This is a genomic window from Corynebacterium tuberculostearicum (genome assembly GCF_046097465.1).
GTDB classification, from domain to species: Bacteria; Actinomycetota; Actinomycetes; order Mycobacteriales; family Mycobacteriaceae; genus Corynebacterium; species Corynebacterium tuberculostearicum_I.
The window spans coordinates 311232-330105 of sequence record NZ_CP175799.1; the positions used below are offsets into that span (position 1 = coordinate 311232).

14 protein-coding genes and 1 tRNA gene are annotated in these 18874 nt (G+C 59.6%); 7 read left to right on the plus strand and 8 right to left on the minus strand.

Annotation, left to right across the window (positions count from 1 at the left end; genetic code table 11):
- The first annotated feature begins 64 nt into the window (after nt 1-64).
- Nucleotides 65-1192: a mannosyltransferase family protein gene (locus ACKFRX_RS01450; protein WP_408928028.1), complete on the plus strand. Its 1128-nt coding sequence runs from the start codon at nt 65-67 to the stop codon at nt 1190-1192.
- On the opposite strand, the gene ACKFRX_RS01455 is transcribed toward ACKFRX_RS01450, so the two are convergent.
- On the minus strand, nt 1189-2067 hold the full coding sequence (locus ACKFRX_RS01455; protein ID WP_005323152.1) for a DMT family transporter: 879 nt from the start codon (nt 2065-2067) through the stop codon (nt 1189-1191). The genes ACKFRX_RS01450 and ACKFRX_RS01455 overlap by 4 nt on opposite strands.
- Nucleotides 2068-2293: 226 nt before the next feature.
- Between ACKFRX_RS01455 and ACKFRX_RS01460 the strand changes: the two genes are divergently transcribed.
- On the plus strand, nt 2294-3559 hold the full coding sequence (locus ACKFRX_RS01460; RefSeq protein ID WP_005323151.1) for an aspartate kinase: 1266 nt from the start codon (nt 2294-2296) through the stop codon (nt 3557-3559).
- Between the two features lie 35 nt (nt 3560-3594).
- Nucleotides 3595-4626: an aspartate-semialdehyde dehydrogenase gene (locus ACKFRX_RS01465; RefSeq protein ID WP_005327109.1), complete on the plus strand. Its 1032-nt coding sequence runs from the start codon at nt 3595-3597 to the stop codon at nt 4624-4626.
- A 110-nt stretch (nt 4627-4736) separates the two neighbouring features.
- Here ACKFRX_RS01465 and ACKFRX_RS01470 read toward each other — a convergent pair whose 3' ends face one another.
- Both ACKFRX_RS01470 and ACKFRX_RS01475 read right to left on the minus strand, forming a co-directional pair.
- Nucleotides 4737-6137, minus strand: a complete 1401-nt coding sequence (locus ACKFRX_RS01470; protein ID WP_250409876.1) for a hypothetical protein — start codon at nt 6135-6137, stop codon at nt 4737-4739.
- Nucleotides 6138-6421: 284 nt separating this feature from the next.
- On the minus strand, nt 6422-6964 hold the full coding sequence (locus tag ACKFRX_RS01475; protein WP_005323148.1) for an RNA polymerase sigma factor: 543 nt from the start codon (nt 6962-6964) through the stop codon (nt 6422-6424).
- Nucleotides 6965-7070: 106 nt separating this feature from the next.
- On the opposite strand from ACKFRX_RS01475, the gene ACKFRX_RS01480 reads away from it, so the two are divergent.
- Entirely contained in the window at nt 7071-8621 is a 1551-nt protein-coding gene (locus ACKFRX_RS01480) for a catalase (protein ID WP_408919335.1), read from the plus strand.
- A gap of 91 nt (nt 8622-8712) precedes the next feature.
- On the opposite strand, the gene ACKFRX_RS01485 is transcribed toward ACKFRX_RS01480, so the two are convergent.
- Nucleotides 8713-9309, minus strand: coding sequence for a hypothetical protein (locus ACKFRX_RS01485; RefSeq protein WP_408919334.1), 597 nt, complete (start codon nt 9307-9309; stop codon nt 8713-8715).
- An 86-nt stretch (nt 9310-9395) separates the two neighbouring features.
- Here ACKFRX_RS01485 and ACKFRX_RS01490 point away from each other — a divergent pair, with 86 nt between their 5' ends.
- Complete coding sequence (locus tag ACKFRX_RS01490) at nt 9396-10844, plus strand: hypothetical protein (protein ID WP_408919333.1); 1449 nt, start codon at nt 9396-9398, stop codon at nt 10842-10844.
- A gap of 332 nt (nt 10845-11176) precedes the next feature.
- On the opposite strand, the gene ACKFRX_RS01495 is transcribed toward ACKFRX_RS01490, so the two are convergent.
- Nucleotides 11177-12451, minus strand: a complete 1275-nt coding sequence (locus ACKFRX_RS01495) for an IS30 family transposase (protein WP_408928029.1) — start codon at nt 12449-12451, stop codon at nt 11177-11179.
- Between the two features lie 942 nt (nt 12452-13393).
- Between ACKFRX_RS01495 and ACKFRX_RS01500 the strand changes: the two genes are divergently transcribed.
- Nucleotides 13394-14593 (plus strand): IS1249 family transposase, encoded by a 1200-nt coding sequence (locus ACKFRX_RS01500; protein ID WP_408919332.1) that lies wholly within the window; start codon nt 13394-13396, stop codon nt 14591-14593.
- Between the two features lie 125 nt (nt 14594-14718).
- Here the strand turns inward: ACKFRX_RS01500 and ACKFRX_RS01505 are convergent.
- Both ACKFRX_RS01505 and ACKFRX_RS01510 read right to left on the minus strand, forming a co-directional pair.
- Nucleotides 14719-14795 (minus strand) — tRNA-Pro (locus ACKFRX_RS01505).
- A 78-nt stretch (nt 14796-14873) separates the two neighbouring features.
- The gene (locus tag ACKFRX_RS01510) at nt 14874-15764 is read right to left on the minus strand and encodes a metallophosphoesterase (protein ID WP_408919331.1); all 891 of its coding nucleotides are present in this window, start codon (nt 15762-15764) and stop codon (nt 14874-14876) included.
- A 33-nt stretch (nt 15765-15797) separates the two neighbouring features.
- Here ACKFRX_RS01510 and ACKFRX_RS01515 point away from each other — a divergent pair, with 33 nt between their 5' ends.
- Nucleotides 15798-16262 (plus strand): GatB/YqeY domain-containing protein, encoded by a 465-nt coding sequence (locus ACKFRX_RS01515; protein WP_005323134.1) that lies wholly within the window; start codon nt 15798-15800, stop codon nt 16260-16262.
- A 27-nt stretch (nt 16263-16289) separates the two neighbouring features.
- On the opposite strand, the gene ACKFRX_RS01520 is transcribed toward ACKFRX_RS01515, so the two are convergent.
- Nucleotides 16290-18791, minus strand: a complete 2502-nt coding sequence (locus ACKFRX_RS01520; protein ID WP_408928030.1) for a transglycosylase domain-containing protein — start codon at nt 18789-18791, stop codon at nt 16290-16292.
- Between the last annotated feature and the right edge of the window lie 83 nt (nt 18792-18874).

Genomic DNA, 18874 nt, shown 5'->3' on the forward strand with positions numbered 1-18874 from the left:
TACAGGCTCTCTCACTATGTGGCAAGAGATTTCATTCAATGAGACACGGCGGCGGTACGGTACTATGCCTTTCGTGTCTACAGCCCGCCATGCCGCACCCACCTCACCGTCCTTACTGCGCTCCTTGTGGGCGCCTGCCGCACTCGTTGCGCTCATCGGCGCCGCGCTGCGCGTGGGCGTGCTCGCCGCGGTGGCAGCCGTGCAGGACGACAAGCTCTGGGGGCTGCTTAATAAGTGGGACGCCAAGCACTACGTAGAAATCGCCCGCGGCGGGTACTTCGGTGCGGATATCTCTACGGATGGGCCGGTCCATGAGACAACTATGGCCTTCTTTCCAGGCTTTCCCTTCCTGGTGCGTGCGGTAAGCGGCATCCTGGGAACCGGCGAGGCCGGCACTGCCATCGCGCTCAACGTGCTCTTTAGCATCGCGCTGGCCGCCGGGGTGATGGCCCTGGCCGCGCAGATGGGCATGGGGAAGTGGGCCCAGGTACTCAGCGCCGTAGTGGTAACTAGCGCGCCGATGTCCATCGTGTTTTCTATGCCGTATACCGAGGCGCTTTTCGGGGCACTGGCTATCTGGGCGGTGGTGGCGCTGGTGGGCGAGCGCTGGTGGGCCGCCGCGGCGTATATCTTTGTGGCCGGGCTCGTGCGCCTTACCGCGGTGGACCTCGTTGCGGTCTTTGGGCTTATGGTGCTGCTGCGGGCCCGAAAGGACTGGCGAGCCTGGGCCGCGGTGGCGTTTTCGGTCGTGCCGCTGGTGGGCTATTTGTGGTGGTCGAGCAGCCACTTGAAAGATGTCGGCGGCTACTTTGGCATTCAGAAGGAACATTGGAATTCCGGCTTTGATGGCGGCAAAGCCACGGCCATTTGGCTGTGGGAGACGCTCACCGGGGCCACCAATGGCGGCTACCTGCTCAGCGCCGGCGTAATGATCGCTGCCCCGGTATGCCTGGTGCTGGCGTGGCGCCGCCTGCCGTTGGCGGCCTGGCTATTTTCTGCCGTCCTCATGGCCAATGTGCTGCTTTCTGATGGCATTATGCACTCGCGGCCCCGGCTGCTCCTGCCGGCGGTGATCGCGTTGTTGCCGTGGGTGAAAAAGGGGGCGTCGGCAAGCGTCGCGGTTTTTGCCTGGGCCCTGTTTGGCGCGTGGTTTTCGGCCTACATGCTCGGCGTATTTGAGTGGGCCATCTAGCCGCGCTGGCTTACCGGGCTGCGGGAGAGCACGATGGTGGACAGCACCATGACGGTCAGGGCGATGAGCATAATTGCCCAACCGACGGCCGTATCGATGAGGAATTTCTCTCCCAGAACCATGTATCCCAAGCCGAAAGCCACGATGGGCTCAAAGATGGTCATGGCCGGCAGGGAATGGGCCAGGGGGCCGGCGTTAAAGGAATATTGCTGGACCACCGTGCCGGTGAGCGCGAGGCCGATGAGACCGTAGAACTGCCAGCTCGCCAGCAGGGTGGTGAGGCCTTCGTGGGTGAAAATATCCACCACGGCCTTCGAGAGCAGGGCGACGAAGCCATAGATAACGCCGCAGGCGGTGCCCAATGCCAAGGGACGCTGATCCGGCAGCTTCGCGGCTGCCGCGCCGAGGATTGCGAGGGTGGCCAATCCCACGAGGAGCGCCGGCCACCAATCGCTCCATTCTGGGCGGGGATTGCCGGCGACCGGCCTGCCGTAGATGACCATGATGCCCACCGCGATGGTCAGCGCAATGGACCAGAAAACTTCGTGGAAGGGCATCTTGCGGCCGGAGTACCACGCCGATAGCGGCAGGGTAAACATTAAGGACAGTACCAAGATGGGCTGGACCACCAGCAAGGTGCCGAAGCCGAGCGCGATAACCTGCAGGCCATAGGCGCCAATCGCGGCCGCGGTGCCCACCCACCACAAGGGATTAGACATGGCGGCGCGCATGACCGAATCATCGGCGTCGAGGGCAATGCGGTGGCGGATGACCGTGCCCCAAGCAACCGTCAGCGCGGATGCGAGCGCGAAAAAGATGGCGAGGAGGTTGCTTAACACCCGCTCAACGGTAGTAAAGATTCCTGTTATATGCATATTCTCCGCTGCGGGGCGCGCGTTTTTCTCCTTGGAGGCGGCCGGCGCATGGCGCGCTTTATGCTCGGGGCGTGTGAATAAAAAGCAAGCATTGTCTAGGAATTATGATGAGGACTAGACCCCTGCGGGGTAGCATGGGTATTTGACTAGTGACCGACAGGTATTTCTGGCGGTGTGCAGACGCGCGCCAGGGGTGCCTTGAAAGACGAAAGGCGGCATCCTTACCGTGGCCCTGATCGTGCAAAAATATGGCGGTTCATCCCTCGAATCCGCAGACCGCATTCGCGCCGTTGCGGAGCGCATCGTGGCCACCAAGAAGCAGGGCAACGACGTCGTCGTGGTGTGCTCCGCCATGGGCGATACCACCGATGAGCTGCTCGACCTTGCCGCCCAGGTCAACCCCGTTCCGCCACGGCGCGAAATGGACATGCTGCTTACCGCCGGCGAGCGCATCTCCAATGCGCTGGTGGCCATGGCCGTGGAATCCTTGGGTGCCCATGCCCAGTCCTTTACCGGCTCCCAGGCCGGCGTGCTTACCACCGAGCGCCACGGCAATGCCCGCATCGTGGACGTTACCCCAGGCCGCCTGACTGAAGCGCTGGATGAGGGCAAGATCTGCATCGTCGCCGGATTCCAGGGAGTTAATAAGGAATCGCGCGATGTCACCACGCTGGGCCGCGGCGGTTCCGATACCACCGCGGTGGCGCTAGCGGCCGCGCTGAATGCGGACGTGTGCGAGATTTACTCCGATGTCGATGGCGTGTATACCGCAGACCCGCGCATCGTCCCGGACGCGCAGAAGCTAGACAAGCTCTCCTTTGAGGAGATGCTGGAGATGGCCGCGGTAGGTTCCAAGATTTTGGTTCTGCGCAGCGTGGAATATGCCCGCGCGTTCAATGTACCCTTGCGAGTTCGCTCGTCTTATTCAAATGACCCCGGCACCCTAGTTACCGGATCGATGGAGGATATTCCTGTGGAAGAAGCAGTACTCACTGGTGTAGCAACCGATAAGTCCGAGGCAAAGGTCACTGTCCTGGGCATCCCGGACCGCCCCGGGGAGGCGGCGAAGGTTTTCCGTGTCATTGCTGATGCAGAGATCAATATTGACATGGTCTTGCAAAACGTCTCCTCCCTGGAGGATGGCACCACCGATATCACCTTCACCTGCCCGCGTGCCGACGGCCCACGCGCCATGGAGCTGTTGACCAAGCTGAAGTCCGAGGGCGGCTGGGCCAATGTGCTTTACGACGACCAGGTGGGCAAGGTCTCCCTCGTTGGCGCCGGCATGAAGTCCCACCCAGGCGTGACCGCCGAGTTCACCGAGGCCCTGCGCGACGTCGACGTCAATATGGAGCTCATCTCCACCTCCGAAATCCGCATATCCGTGCTCACCCGCGAGGCTGACCTGGATAAGGCAGCTCGTGCGCTGCACGATAAGTTCCAGCTCGGTGGCGAAGAAGAAGCCACGGTTTATGCTGGAACCGGACGTTAAATACCCAAAAAGCAACTACAGAGGATTTTTAAGTCATGACCACTGTTGCAGTCGTAGGCGCTACCGGCCAGGTCGGCCGCGTTATGCGCTCCATCTTGGAAGAACGCAATTTCCCGGCGGATAAGGTGCGCTTTTTCGCCTCGTCTCGCTCCGCCGGCACCGAGCTGGATTTTCGCGGCGAGCAGATTACCGTAGAAGACCTCGCTGAGGTCACCGAGCAATCCGTTGCCGACGTCGATATTGCCTTGTTCTCCGCCGGCGGCTCCACCTCTAAGCAGTGGGCCCCGGTATTCGCCGCGGCCGGCGCGACCGTGGTGGATAATTCCTCGGCTTATCGCAAGGACCCAGAGGTTCCCCTCATCGTTTCCGAGGTCAACCCCGAGGCAGCCAAGAACACCCCGAAGGGCATCATCGCGAACCCGAACTGCACCACCATGGCGGCCATGCCGGTGCTGAAGGTCCTCCACGATGCCGCTGGCCTGAATAAGCTCCACGTGTCCTCCTACCAGGCGGTGTCCGGCTCCGGTTTGGCTGGCGTGCAGGCGCTGGCCGCACAGGTCTATTCCGTTGGCGAGCACAATGTGGGCTTGGTTCACGATGGTTCCGCGCTTAATGACGAAGACTTTGGCCCGTACGTGGCACCTATCGCCTATAACGCCCTGCCGATGGCCGGCAACCTCGTCGATGACGGCTCCCTGGAAACCGATGAGGAACAAAAGCTGCGCAACGAATCCCGCAAGATCCTGGATATTCCGGAGCTGAAGGTAGCGGGCACCTGCGTGCGCATCCCGGTCTTCACCGGCCACACTCTGACCATTCACGCCGAGTTCGATAAGCCCATCACCCCAGAGCAGGCCACCGAGCTTTTGGGTGGCGCTCCGGGCGTTACGCTTGCCGACGTCCCCACTCCGCTCGCCGCCACCGGCATCGACGAGTCCTTGGTCGGCCGCATCCGCCAGGACCAAACGGTGGACGATAACAAGGGCCTGGTACTCGTCGTGGCCGGCGATAACCTGCGCAAGGGCGCTGCTCTCAACACCATCCAGATTGCAGAGCTGCTCGTTTAAACAAGCGCCGCTTCGCCACCTGTTGCACTACAAAGCTCGGCGCCCTCCTTTCCTAATAGCAAGGGAAGGAGGGCGCCGAGCTTTTGGCCTATCAGCCGTGGACGAGGGGGCTAGTCCTCAGAAACCGGCTTGGCGGTGCCAGTGCCGGAGTCGGCACCAGTGCTCTTCTTGCCAAAGTCGAGGTCGCTAGTGGACGACGGAACCTCCGGCTTGGTGTGCTGCACGTAGGTCACGGACGGCTCCGGATCTTCGCGGTCGTACTCAATATCATCATCATTTTCGAGCTCCTCGTGGATCTCTTCTGCGATATTGGTGACAAACTCGGTGGTTTCCATATTGGATGCTGCAGCCAGCTTGCGCAGCTCGCGCTCGTTCTTCTTGGTAAAGCGCTTGCGCGGGTCCAAGCGGCGGGACACCAGCTCGTGTGCGCGCATGCGGCGGTCGGACTCATCTGAGAGCTTGCTGCCGTTCTTGATGCGGTTGAAGACCATCACCACGATCATCAGCAGTCCGAGGTAGCCCAGGATCGGGTAGACGTTGCTGACCAAGGCCTGGAAGCCCACGAAAGACAAGATGAAGCCGATGATGCAGGCGCCGGCATAAACCGGGTAGAAGCGCTTGGGGTTATTGCGGGTCAAGCGCTTGCCCAGCGCGTAGAACATGCCGATGGCGGTATTAAAGACCATGCCATAAATGACAAAGGTCATCAGCACGCCCAAGACTGGGTGGATGCTGGTAATCAGGCTCAGTACCGGCATGTCCTGGCCGTTGACGGTCTCTGCTTCGAAGAAGAGGGCGAATACCAACAGTGCCAACAGGATGAGATAAAGCAGGCCGCCAATGAGGCCACCGACGCCAACTGCACGGTTATCCAGGAAGTTACCGCCAATAACGATGGACATGGATACTGCCGTCATCACGTTCAGGCCGGTGTAGTTCAGTGCGGCTAGCCACCAGTTAGGCAGCGAGGTATCAACATTGTTGACCGCCCAGTCATTCATGGCAGAGAAATCAACGTCTGCGTTCAAGATGGTATAGCCGGTGGCAATCACCACAAAGATGATGATGAATGGGGTGATGGTACCGATGACCGCGGTTACGCGGTCGACATCCATGAGGCCGACGAGCAGCACCAAAATCAGCATGGCGGTGGCGCCCACCCACACGGGGATGGACGGGAACTGCTGATTGATATTCGCACCACCGCCGGCAAACATGACGAAGCCGATGGCGAACAAGGTCACCAGGGTGGACCAGTCCAAAATCTTGGCGGTAAATGGCGATGCGACCTTGTCGTAGACAGCGGTGTGCTCCTCGGCTTGGAAATACGAGCCGAGCTGCAGGATGGAGATGCCGGTGATCATCATCAAACCAGCGGCTAGGGCGATACCCCACAGGCCCCAGTTACCAAAGGCCACAAAGTACTGCATGGCCTCCTGGCCGGAGGCGAAGCCTGCGCCCACGACGACGCCGATAAACGCCATGGAAATTCCGATTGCGCGTTTTAACATGAAAGGGAGAAACTCTCTTACTCACACGCGCCGGGCCCGCCATTGGTATCGCGCGGGCCCGGATCGACGGTCGATTTATCACGTGTGTTCACATCTAATAAACCACACATCGGACAGGTATTTCGGGCAAGAATCGCCACAATTGTGGTCTCGTTCACCCCGGCCGTAGTACGCAAAGCGCAGCTAAGTGCCAAATTTTGGGGCCCGTGGGATACAAGGTAACCAGAGCGTAACAATTTGGGAGTGAAATTAACTCCGCAATCACAGGGGACTATTTGGGGGTATTAACCTGTCCCCGCAATGAGATCCTTGCGGGCGCGCGCCACTCGGGAGCGGATGGTGCCCACGCGCACGCCGGCAATCTTGGCCGCCTCCTCATAGGTATAGCCCAGCACTTGAGTAAGGATGAGGGCTTCGCGGCGGTCGGCCGGGAGGGCGTCGATAAGCGTACGCGCGTCGATCCACTCGCTCCACGCCGCGGATTCTTCCGGCGCCGCGCCCATTGCGTCCTCATACTCCGTGGCAGACTTTCGCGGCCGGGCCATATCGTGGCGAATATTGTCCACCCACACGCGCCGGGCCAAAGAGAGCAGCCACGTGCGCGCGGAGGACCGCGCCGCAAAGCGCGGCAGGGCGCTGATGACGCGCAGATAGGTCTCCTGAGTGAGATCGTCGGCCCCCTCGGGCCCGCCCAAGTGCGCCAGCAAGCGCCACACATCATCCTGGGTGGCCTTGATAAACTCCGTCAGCGCCGCGCGGTCGCCGCGACCGGCCCGAAGGGCGAGGTCGGTGACGCGGGCGTCGTCTGCTGCGGAGTGGTGAGTCACCTGAATGAATCTACCAGCACCCTTTACTCTCTTTGGCGAGCCCTGACAACCGTGCAAAGTTTTGCCACACTGGGAAGAACTGACCGCGAATTGCCAGGAGGCAAAAATGAGTGACTTTACCGCTGATGACATCCTGAACAAGGGCCAGCGCCCCGCTGGCAAGGGAAATACCACTCGTCCCTCGGGCCAGCCGGTGCCGTCCGAAAATACCTCGGTGACCGCCGGCCAGCAGGGCCCAGTGGCGCTCAATGATATCCATCTCATTGAAAAGCTCGCGCACTTCAACCGCGAGCGCGTGCCGGAGCGCACGCCGCACGCTAAGGGCCACGGCGCCTTTGGTGAGCTGCACATCACGGAAGATGTCTCTGCTTACACCAAGGCCAAGGTCTTCCAGAAGGGCACCGTCACCCCGATGATGGGCCGCTTCTCCACCGTGGCCGGCGAGCAGGGCTCCCCGGATACCTGGCGCGATGTGCACGGCTTTGCCCTGCGCTTCTACACCGAGGAGGGCAACCTCGACATCGTGGGCAATAACACCCCGGTATTCTTCATCCGCGATGGCATTAAGTTCCCAGACTTCATCCACTCCCAAAAGCGCCTGGGCACCAATGGCCTGCGCGATGCCGATATGCAGTGGGATTTCTGGACCCGCAACCCGGAGTCTGCACACCAGGTCACCTATCTGATGGGTGACCGCGGCACCCCGAAGTCCACCCGCCACCAGAATGGCTACGGCTCCCACACCTTCCAATGGGTCAATGAAGAAGGCGAGGCCTTCTGGGTCAAGTATCACTTCAAGTCCCGCCAGGGCGTGGAGAACTTCACCGATGAAGAGGCCACCACCACCGCCGGCCAGAACCCGGATTGCCACCGCGAGGATCTCTACAACGCCATCGAGGAGGGCAACTACCCGATCTGGGACGTCAAGGTGCAGATCATGCCGCTGGATGAGGCGGAGAAGTACCGCTTTAACCCCTTCGACCTGACCAAGGTCTGGTCCAAGAAGGACTACCCGCTGCACGATGTGGGCTACTTTGTGCTCAACCGCAACCCGCGCAACTTCTTCGCGCAGATTGAGCAGGTGGCACTCGACCCGTCCAATATCGTGCCGGGCGTTGGCCTGTCTCCGGATAAGATGCTGCAGGCCCGCGTCTTTGCTTACGCTGACCAGCAGCGTTACCGCATCGGCGCGAATTACAAGCAGCTGCCGGTTAACCAGCCGCAGAATGTGGACGAGGTCAATACCTACGAGCACGAGGGCAGCATGCAGTTCCTCTTCAATGCTCCGGAGGATCCGGTCTACTCGCCCAACCGCCATGAGAAGGGTACGGGCGTGCTTGACGACGCCGCTGTAAACGACCGCTCCCAGCTCGAGACCACCACCGCGGCGGAGCTCTATATCAATCCGGAGTCCCACGGCAGCGACTTGGTGCGTGCACCGTATGTTCGCCACGCCGAGGACGATGACTTCGTGCAGGCGCGCGACCTGTACGAGAACGTCTATGACGATGCCGCCAAGGAGCGCCTGGTCACCAATATCACCAACGCGATGGCCGGTGTATCCGAGGAGACCGAGGAGCGCGTCTACGAATACTGGACCAACGTGCACCCAGCCCTTGGCCAGCGCGTGCGCGAGGTCTACGCCGAGAAGAAGTAATCTTTTCCCGGCAGCGCTTGTGCGCTAACGACGCCGCCCCCGTACCGAGTTGCTTTACTGCACGGTACGGGGGCGGTTTCTTGCTGTGTGGCTAGTCGCAGCGGCGCATCTTTTCCGTAACAAAGGCGGGAGCGCCCTCGGCGGCCCACTTATCCACGTCGTAGCACGGGGCGGCCATGCCGGAGGTTGCCTCGCCAATGGATTCAATGGCTACCCACTGGCCGCCCTCATAGCGTGCCCAGGCGGTCCAGTCCGTGCTGTCTTTGCCAAAGTGGGCCCACTGGCCATCGCAGTTATTGACTCGGATATTGGTCATGGTGGGAGCTGCGGGCTGTAGCGCTTCTGGGGAGCAGTCGCCGCGGCCGGTGTCGGCGGGTACGGCGGCCGGGGCTTCGCTTTCCGCGTTGCCGGATTCCGCGGTCTCCTCAGCGGGAGCTGCCTCCGCAGAAGTGGGCTCGGCCGCTGCGGTCTCGGTGACGGTGTCTTCGGCTTCCGAGGTAGCGGGCTCGCTCGTGGTTTCTTCGGATGAGGTCTCCTCGGCCGACGAGCTTGCGGCGGTGGCGTCGGAGAACTCTGGTTCTGCGGACGTATCGGCGTCGTTGGAGCAGGCAATAAGGCTGAAGCACAGCGGCGCGATGGCCGCGGCGGCGAGGTAGCGGGAAGGGGCCAGGGAATAATTGTGGGACATGCCATATATCGTAGAGGAACTGCTATTGCGGGGGTGCTCGGCGCGCCTGCAACAGGGGAGTGACCTGCACGGATAGGTTCAGTACCATGACCTCACGCCTTGCCTCCCCAGACGCTGCGTCCCCCTCCCGGTGGCGCAGCGTTCTCTTGATCCTCCTGCTCGCCCTGCCGCTCATTATCGGCGCTGCGGTGGCGGGTCTTGCGCAGTGGGAACCCGCCCACACCTGGTCTAGTGCCGCGCAGCCGTTTGGCGCGCCGCGGGAAAATTCCGCCTCGCCAGAGGTAAAGGAAGCCGCCGAGGCGGCCAGTCGCGCGCAGGCACAGGCGAGCATGCTTAAATCGGGCGCCACGCAGCTTGACGACGGCACGGGAGAGCTGAATAAGGGGGCGGATGAGCTTGGAGGGGGCATCGACAAGCTGGCGACGGGCTCCCAAGAATTGGTGGCCGGCCTCAATCAGCTGCAGTCCGGAACTAATACGCTCGGTGGCGGTGCAACGGAGCTGGCCAATGGTGTCGGCGGTGCCGTGGACCAGGTGGTGGGCCTCGGCGCCGTCCAAGGGCAGATTCTGCAGGCCATCGATGGCACGATGCGCGATCTGGAAGGCAATAAGTCCAAGGAAGCGAAGGAAATTCGCTCGCAGCTGGGCGATCTCCGTGCGCAGGTGAATAATTTCCGCCTGGATAATTCGGTGACCGATCAGCTCAAGAAGCTCAAGGACGGCTCGCGTGATCTATCCAATCAGTTGGCGGTCAACGGCTATGCCTATCACGATGGCGTGAATCAGGCCGTATCCGGTGCGCAGGAGCTCAATGAGGGAATTGCGGAGCTCAACAAGCGCGTCGGTGAGGCGCAGGAGGGCGTGGACAAGCTTGACGACGGCGCCGGCAGGCTTTCCACCATGGCAGCCCAAAACCAGACCAACGTGGGTGACATTCAGCGCGCCCTGCCGCCGGCGCATACCGCGACCGACGGCCCGGCACATCTGCTCAGCCCTATCGTGGCGATGCTGGTCTCCGCTTTGGTCCTGCTCGCAGGCGCCGCGTCCGGTGTGGCCTGGCAGGTGGGGTTCCGCCCATGGCTGACGGTCTTCGGCGGCACGCTGGCCGCGGTCGCCATCGGCGAAATCCTCCTCTTTGTGCTTGCCACCGGATTTACCCCTGTGGCGGCGGTGTGGGCCGGCGCGGCGCTCCTTCTGGGCGCGCTGTCCATGGCGGTCATCACCCGTGGCCTACTCGGGCTATGCGGTATTACTGCCGGCAGCATCCTCGCGGCGCTCTTTGGCATAGGCCAGACCGCTCTGGTGGGGTGGCTGTGGAAATCCGCGGCAATTGCCGGTGTTTCTAAGGTTTGGCAGATTGTTTCTAATCTTTTGCCACTGAATTGGACTACCGCGGCCGTCACGGCGGCGGGTAACGAAGGCGAACAGGCCGTCTTGTGGACCGGCGTTGCGGTATTGCTCGCCATCACTCTCATTGGGCTGAGTGCAAAGTGGTGGGCTCCATCCACAGGAAAATTCAAACCTACGGTTCATTAGGTCTGAAAAAGCACACCTAAGAATAAGAAACATTGGTGGAAACTGGGAATTTTGATTCGCGCTACCGTTTGCATTGTGCGAGTGCTACAGTTGGTCTTGCTCACAAAGCCTACTTAGGGGGTAGGCGAACGGTTTCTCCAATCCGTTGTGAGTGATAGGGAATAGGGACGACGCGGCGCTGTAGGGGCACCGCGTCGTTTCCCATATGTGGGGTGTCTAGCTGCAATTTTTGCGGAAATTTCCGTGCAATTTCATGAATGCTTTTGCTGGGGTGGGGACTTTTCAAGCAGTGCGAATTGGGCGGATTCTAGGGGTCGTTGCAACGATGATGGTTAGTTTGGTTTGATGCTACCGGTTTGTGTGAGGGCGTTGGTCATGACTTCGGCTGGGGTGCGCCAGTTGAGTGCTTTGCGTGGTTTGTGGTTGTGAATGTTGGCGATCATTTCTAGGTCCTCGGCGCTGTAGATGGACAGGTCGCTGTTTTTGGGAAGGTTTCTTCTGAGCCTGCCGTTGGTGTTTTCGTTGCTGCCGCGTTCCCATGGTGATCCTGGATGGCAGAAGTAGATGGGAATGTCAGTGGCCATGGTAAAAGCTTTATGACCAGCCATTTCGCTTCCTTGGTCCCAGGTAATTGATGACCAGATAGCTTTATCGATTCCTGTAACTGCCTTGTGCAGGGCTGTGAATACTTCTTTGCTGGTATGCCTTCCCGGTAAGTGGCCAAGGACAACAAATCGGCTGACGCGTTCTACTAGCGTGATTACCGCTGATTGGTTGTTTTTACCGAGGATGAGGTCGCCTTCCCAGTGGCCTGGCAAAATACGTTCACTTACCTCATCTGGCCGGTCGTCTATGAGGATCATGTCGTCGACGAAGCGTTGCTGGGCAGGTGTGCTGGAGCGGGTTTGGCGTTTCTTGCGTTTCTTTCTACCGGTCGGCAAGTCCAGGCCAAGGTCTTTGAGTCTTCCTTTGGCCTGCAGGTAAAAGGCGTCATAAATCGTTTCGTGACTAATGCGCATGTCCTTATCAGTGGGGTAGTCGATGGGCAGGCGATTAGAAATCTCCTCAGGTGACCATTGTGCCCGCAATTGTGCGCATACATAGTCCCATAGTCTTTTGTTGGCTAGTAGTTTCGGTATTTTCGGCCGCAACCTCCGCGCACAGGCCTTTAACTGGGCTGTTTCTGCACGATACGGGCCTTCCGCACTGTGGTTTCTGCGTACTTCACGCTGAATTGACGATGCACTTCGCCCTAAACGGCGCCCAATCTCACGCAGCGGCACATCTTCGCGGAGAAGATCGGCGATAATGACGCGTTCTTCGAAGCAAATGTAGCGATTGCTGATGCGTTTATACGGATCTACCCCGCTAGGTAAGGCGGGAGGGGCAAGCCTTCCGGATTCGATGACATCATGGCGTTGGCGCAGCGCTTTCATAAGTCTGTTATACGTGCTGGCGTCTTCGCCGACGGGTATGAACTCTTCTCGTCGACCCTGGGATTTGGTGAGTCCTTTTTCGAAATCTAAACGCAGTCGACGATCAATTCCTACTGCCGCGCCAGCATCACCACCAGGCAGGCTCGCCAGCCGAAGGCGCAGGTATTCCACTCTTAACTGCGTCTGGCGGACTTTCCGAGCATACTGACTTAACCGGATATGGCACCCAGCTTCCGTAGCTACGGCATACGCAGCGGTAAGATGCATCCCACATCTTTTAGCAGCTTGGCGTACCGACAGTCCGCTTCGGACTAGCTCTACAAGCTGGACAGCCTGGCTGCCGCGGCGATCAACTCGTTTGGCTTTATACACGACTGGCAATCCAAAGGCATGGCAAAAATTCAAAGCATGCCCGTAATGACAGCCAAGCTCACCAGCCGCCGAACGGACACTACGCCCACTGCCAACCAAGGCAACTAAGCCACGACGATCCGATTCAGACAACGAATGAAACGGGCCAACAACCCCAGACACAACAACACCCTCCTAAGGGAAAGTGTTGCAACGACCCTCTGAACTCAAGTTGCTTCGCGGTGACGATTATCTATAGGCAATTCAATTTAAATCGGTGTTGACTTTGGGGGTAGCCGCAGCGCCGCTAATTGTTGGGGCTTAACCTGCGTCATACTGGCCTGCCCGCGTAGCGTAGGGCATGGCAGGTCGTCAGCGTGTGAAGGGACACTAAGGAGGCGCTGTTCGGGCTCGCGGACATGGGTCCCACCCTCACTTCTGCGGCGGTGGGAATTGTGATCCGCGGCCGAGTAAATCCCGTTATTTCTACGGCGCTGGTACCCGTCGTTGGTGCCTTGATACGTGGATTTGGTCTAGGTGAAAAAATCTGACTTTTCAGCGAGGTTTAAATTCAGCGCTCAAGAGCCCCCGGGGAAAAGTAGGCCTAAACGACAGGATGTGTTGGGGAGGTTGTACGGTTAGCCGGTCTGGCGTGCTGATATTAGGACTATTTCACTTATCCAGAGGGATATTCCAGCTTCGACCATGAAATACCGCCAAAGGAATGCCGGTGTGCTAGGCACCTAGGTTCACGATGAGGGGATGAGTAAAAATCATCCTCGATGCCCCGTCTGCGGCGGGACATGCACGAAACACGGAACAACGAGTGCTGGGCGCCAACGATGGCGATGCCGCACCTGCAAGGCCACCTTCACCCGCCCGAATAACGATGCCGTGCACGCCAAATGGTTCCGCCTTTTCATTTCTTGGCTCACATCCAGCAACAGCCTGGAAGAAACAGCTAAAACCTGCGGTGTTTCAACGCGAACTTTGCAACGACGCTTTAAACCGTTCTGGCTTATCCAACCTCCCCGAAGCGTTGATAAGCAGCGAATCTACGACCAAATCTTCATCGACGGAACCTACTTCAACACCAAGTGCCTTGTTGTAGCTGCCGACTCCAGCCATGTCATCAATTGGTTCTGGTGCACGAAAGAATCCTCGTGGTCCTACACGCGCCTGCTCGACTCACTAGCCCCACCACAATTGGTGACCTGCGATGGGGATTCCGGAGGCCTTAAAGCACTACACCACCTGTGGCCTGATACCCCGGTTCAACGCTGCATTGTCCACGTCAAGCGCAATATCCAACGCGCCACCGGCCTTCACCCCACTTCGCCGATGGGTAAAGCATTACAACGGCTTTCCTTTGAATTACTCGCCGTTGACAACCTGGATGACGCAGCCGAATGGATAGTGAAGCTACAGCAGTTCGGCACCGTATTTAGCACCGAGCTCAAAGCCAAAACCTACGTCAAAGACGTCCCTTTCGACCAGATTCCAAAGTCCAAGCGCCGGAACAAAAAGTGGTGGTACACCCACTACACTCACCGCGGAATCTACCTGCAGCTAAAGAAAATGAGCCAACAAGGACACCTCTTTGCCTATCTCACCGAAGCCGAAGAAGGCCAACGGTTTGAACGCACGACCAACAAGCTAGAAGGCGGGGTGAACTCACAAATTAAGCAACTTATGCACACCCACCGCGGACTGCGCGATGAACAACAGCGCATCGCCTGCGACTGGTGGTTATACCTCCACACGCAGCTACCTGACGACCCTGTAGAGATCGCCAGGCAGCAAAACTGGGGCCAGGACGCACTCGCCAAAGCACAAACCCTAGCCAACCAGGAAAAACAAGCCACCAGCGGCCACGAAGACGGCCGACCAGCAACCTACGACAGTGCCATCGACACTGCCTACAACCACTCTATGGGAATACGCAAAGGCCACATACGCTAAACCCCCACCAACACAAAATGTCGTTTAGCCTGACACGCCGCAAAACAACACATTCTGTCGTTTAGGCCGAAAAGTAGGAATGCTGGCGTAACAACGAAAAGGCCCGCAGCAAAGCTGCGGGCTGTTGGTCGGGATAACAGGATTTGAACCTGCGACCTCTTCGTCCCGAACGAAGCGCGCTACCAACCTGCGCCATATCCCGGCGTTCCGCCTTGAAAAGCGGTACTTGGATACTTTAACGCAAGCTGAGCGCAATCAACAAAACGGCAGGTGGCTGGGTTTAGTCCACCTCGGTGATTTTCAGCAGAGTGGCGGAAGGGCGGCAGAAAAGGCGTACCGGGGCGAATTTGGAGGTGCCCAGACCATTGGAAACATGCATCTTCATCGCGCCGAAGTCGTGGAGGCCCTGCACGCGGTCGCGGTCGATGCCGCAATTGGTAACCAACGCCCGGGAGCCGGGCAGGCAGATTTGGCCGCCGTGAGTGTGGCCGGACAGGGAAAGTTGGTAGCCATCGGCCGCGAACTTTTCCAGCACGCGGGGCTCGGGGGCATGGAGGAGCGCCAGGGACAAGTCGGCGTCCTCGTTGGGCGGGCCGGCGATTTCGGAGTAGTCATCCAGATCGTGGTGCGGATCGTCCACGCCGGCGGCGGCAAGGCGGACATTGCCTACCTTGAATTCATACCGAGCCTGGTTGGCATCGTGCCAGCCGTGCTCCAAGAAGGCGGCGCGCATACCGCGCCATGGCAAATCCACATAGGAAGGCTCGCGCTTTTTGCCCAGCAGGTACTTGAAGGGATTGACCGGCTGCGGTGCCCAGTAATCATTGGTGCCGAAGACGAAGAGTCCGGGGCGGGCCAGCAACGGGCCGAGGGCACGCAACGTATCGGGAACGGCCTGCTGATCGGAGAGATTATCGCCAGTGTTGACCACGAGGTCCGGCTCTAGGGCGTCGAGGGCAGAAACCCAGGCAATCTTGGTCTCCTGGCCGGGAATCATATGCAGGTCGGACAGATGCAGCAGCCGAAATTCCGACTTACCGCGCAGCGTGCCCTTGGGCAGGAGGGGGAGCGTATATTCCTTGAGCTCGAATTTGGTCAGTTCGCTATAGCCCCATGCCGCGGCGCCCAGGCCGGCAGCGGTGAGGCCGCCAAGAATACGTAAAAGTTTCACGGCTACCACACTACCTGGCGTACATTGATAGGCATGAGCGAGCTAAAGCAAACCATCCGTGCAGATCTGAAAACCGCAATGAAGGCCAAGGAGAAGCAGCGCACCAGCGCCATCCGCGCCTTGCTGGCTGCCATCCAGGCCGAGGAGACTAATGGCTCCCGGCATGAGCTGGAGGACGCCGATATCCTCAAGGTGATTGCGCGTGAAATCAAAAAGCGCCGCGAGTCCGCCGAGGTCTATGAGGAAAACAGCCGTCCGGAGCTGGCGGAAGCCGAGCTTGCCGACGTCCCCTTCTTCGAAGCCTACCAACCCCGCCAGCTGGACGAGTCTGAGCTTAAGGCCCTAGTGAAGGAATCTATCGCGGAGGTTGAGGCCGAAAACGGCGAAGCACCCACCATGAAGCAGATGGGTGCAGTAATGAAGGTGGCCAATGCCAAGGCCGCCGGCCAGGCGGATGGTAAGCGCCTGTCCGCTGAGGTCAAGTCCCAGCTGAGCTAAAGCGGGCCAGACCGCAACGGCCGAGGCTTAGCGGCCAAGGAGGCTGCGGACGTCGTTGGCAAAGCTATCGATGTCCTCTTGGCGGATGCCAAAGTCCTCCGGCGAGAACCCTCCACCGCCACCGCCGTTGCCCGTTTCGTCGCCTGTGCCGCCAGTCGAGCGGCCCGGGCTCGTAGCACCGTCGGCATTACCGCCGCCGGTGCTATTTTGTGCGCCGGTGGAGTTGGCGTCGGCCACGCCGGAGGAGGGGGATTGGGAGGCCCCGGCGCCGTCGGAAAGCTGCAGCGTAATCTCCGCGCCCTTCTTCTTGCCGTCCTTGCCGGTAATCGCGCGAACCACGCGGCCATAAGGAACATTTCCGCCAATGACCCGGGAGGTCTTGACCACGTAGCCCTTGGACTCCAAGGTCTGGCGGGCCTCGGCCTCGGACTTGCCGCGCAGGCTATCAAGGGTCTTATCGGCCGTGGTGCCGTTGTCGTACTTCTTGTTGTAATTCGGCAGCCCGGCCTTGGTCGCTATCGGCAGCTGCGTAGCCATGCTGAAGAAGGTCTGCGCCGGCTCCAAGCCGCCGTAGAGGTTGCCCCAACCCGCGCACTGGCGCACCGGCCCGGTACATAGCGGGACGGTGGAGGTGCCATCGTTATAGATATACGGCGCGGCGGAAATACCCTCGTTGAATCCCAAGAATGCGGAGGACTGGTTGGACTCGGTGGTACCGGTCTTGGCCGCGATTGGGCTGGAGTAACCGGCCGCTTGGGCGGCATCCTTGGCGGTGCCTTGCTTGGCGTCCTCAGACAAGGCATTGCTCATCGCGCGGGCTACGTCCTTATCAACGGCCTGCTCACACGGGGTTTCCTTGAGATAGACCTCGTTGCCTTCCTTATCCGTGACCTGGGAGATGGGGTTGGGCTCGCACCACTTGCCATCCGCGGCCAGCGTGGCACCCACATTGGAAAGCTCCAGCGGGTTGACCTGGTCCGGGCCCAAGGTGAAGGAGCCGGAGTTGGCCTCCTTGGTGTGCTGGGCAATCGAGGTGTCTTTATCAAAGCTGCCCTTGTCCTCGTAGGAGCGCAGGCCCAAGCGCACGGCCATATCGACGATGGGTGCCACGCCTACCTGCTCCGTGAGCTTGATAAACGGCGTATTGGGGGAGTGTGCCAGCGCTTCCTGCAGCGTCATCGTGGCCTTATAGGCACCAGCGTTTTCCACGCAGTAGCGGTCCGCCGGGCAGCCGGCGGCGCCACCATGACCCAGGCCCTCCGCCTCGTAGCGGGTGGGCACATCCACGGTGTTTTTGATGCCATAGCCCGCTTCGAGCGCGGCCGCGGCGGTAAAGACCTTAAAGACGGAACCTGCGCCGTTGCCCACCAAGGAGTAGGGCTGCGGCAGGATGGTCTCATTCTTATCAAGGTCCAGGCCGTAATCGCGCGAGGAGACCATGGCCAGCACCTTGCGGTCCGACCTGCCGGGCTTGATGACGTTCATGACTTCAGCCACGCCTTGGGCATCAGGATTGGTATGGCTTTGTACGGACTCGAGGGCCTTATCCTGCACCGCTGGGTCCAGCGTGGTTTTGATGGTGTAGCCACCGCGCGCCAGCTGCTCCTCGCTAATGCCCTTCTTATCCAGGTATTTCAGCACATAATCACAGAAGAAACCGCGGTCGCCGGCGCCGATGCAGCCATTGGCCAGCGTTTTGGGCTTCTTGCCGACGCCCAGCTTCTCCCCCTTATACCTATCCGCTTCCTGTTGCTTGATATAGCCGTTATCCGCCATGGATTGCAGGACGAGGTTGCGCCGCTCGGTCACTTCCTCGGCATTGGTATAGGGATTGAGGCGCTCAGAGGATTGGACCATGCCGGCCAGCATCGCTGCCTGCGGCACCGTGAGCTCGGAAGCATGCGTGCCAAAGTAGGTGCGGGCCGCCGCCTCGACGCCATAGGCATGGTTACCAAAAGAGACCAGGTTGAGGTAGTTGGTGAGGATGTCATCCTTTTCCAATTCCTCGTCCATCTTGGTGGCCATGCGCATCTCGCGCAGCTTGCGGGCCACGGATTGTTCGGTGGCCGCGGCGCGCTCTTCATCGGTGGTGGCAGAGACTAGCAAGAGGTAGTTCTTGACGTACTGCTGATCGATGGTGGAAGCGCCCTGGGAGACGCCGCCCGAGGTCAGGTTGGTCCACAGGGCACGGAAATTGCCTTGGAAGTCCACGCCTTCGTGATCATAAAAACGCTCGTCTTCAATGGAGACGATGGCATTTTTCATGGCCTTAGAAATCTTCTTGCTCTCCACCGGGTGGCGGCGCTGGCTGAAGACATAGGCCATGTCCTTGCCCTTGGCGTCTTTGATCGTGGTGACGCCTGGGATATTGCCGGCAGTCAGATCTTGCAGGTCAGATTGCATGGTTTCGTTAGTACGGGCAATCGCCACGCCGGAAATGCCCGCGAAGGGGGCAAGAGCCAGGGCGATGAGCGCGCCTACCAAGACCGTAGACAGGGCTATCTTGGCCAAAGATTTGATGACAGTCACGCCCCATACCCTACGTGGTCGCCCTTGGTAGGTGGAAGATCACTCGCACCCCCTAAAGTGTGACGTGTTAGACAATCTTCGAC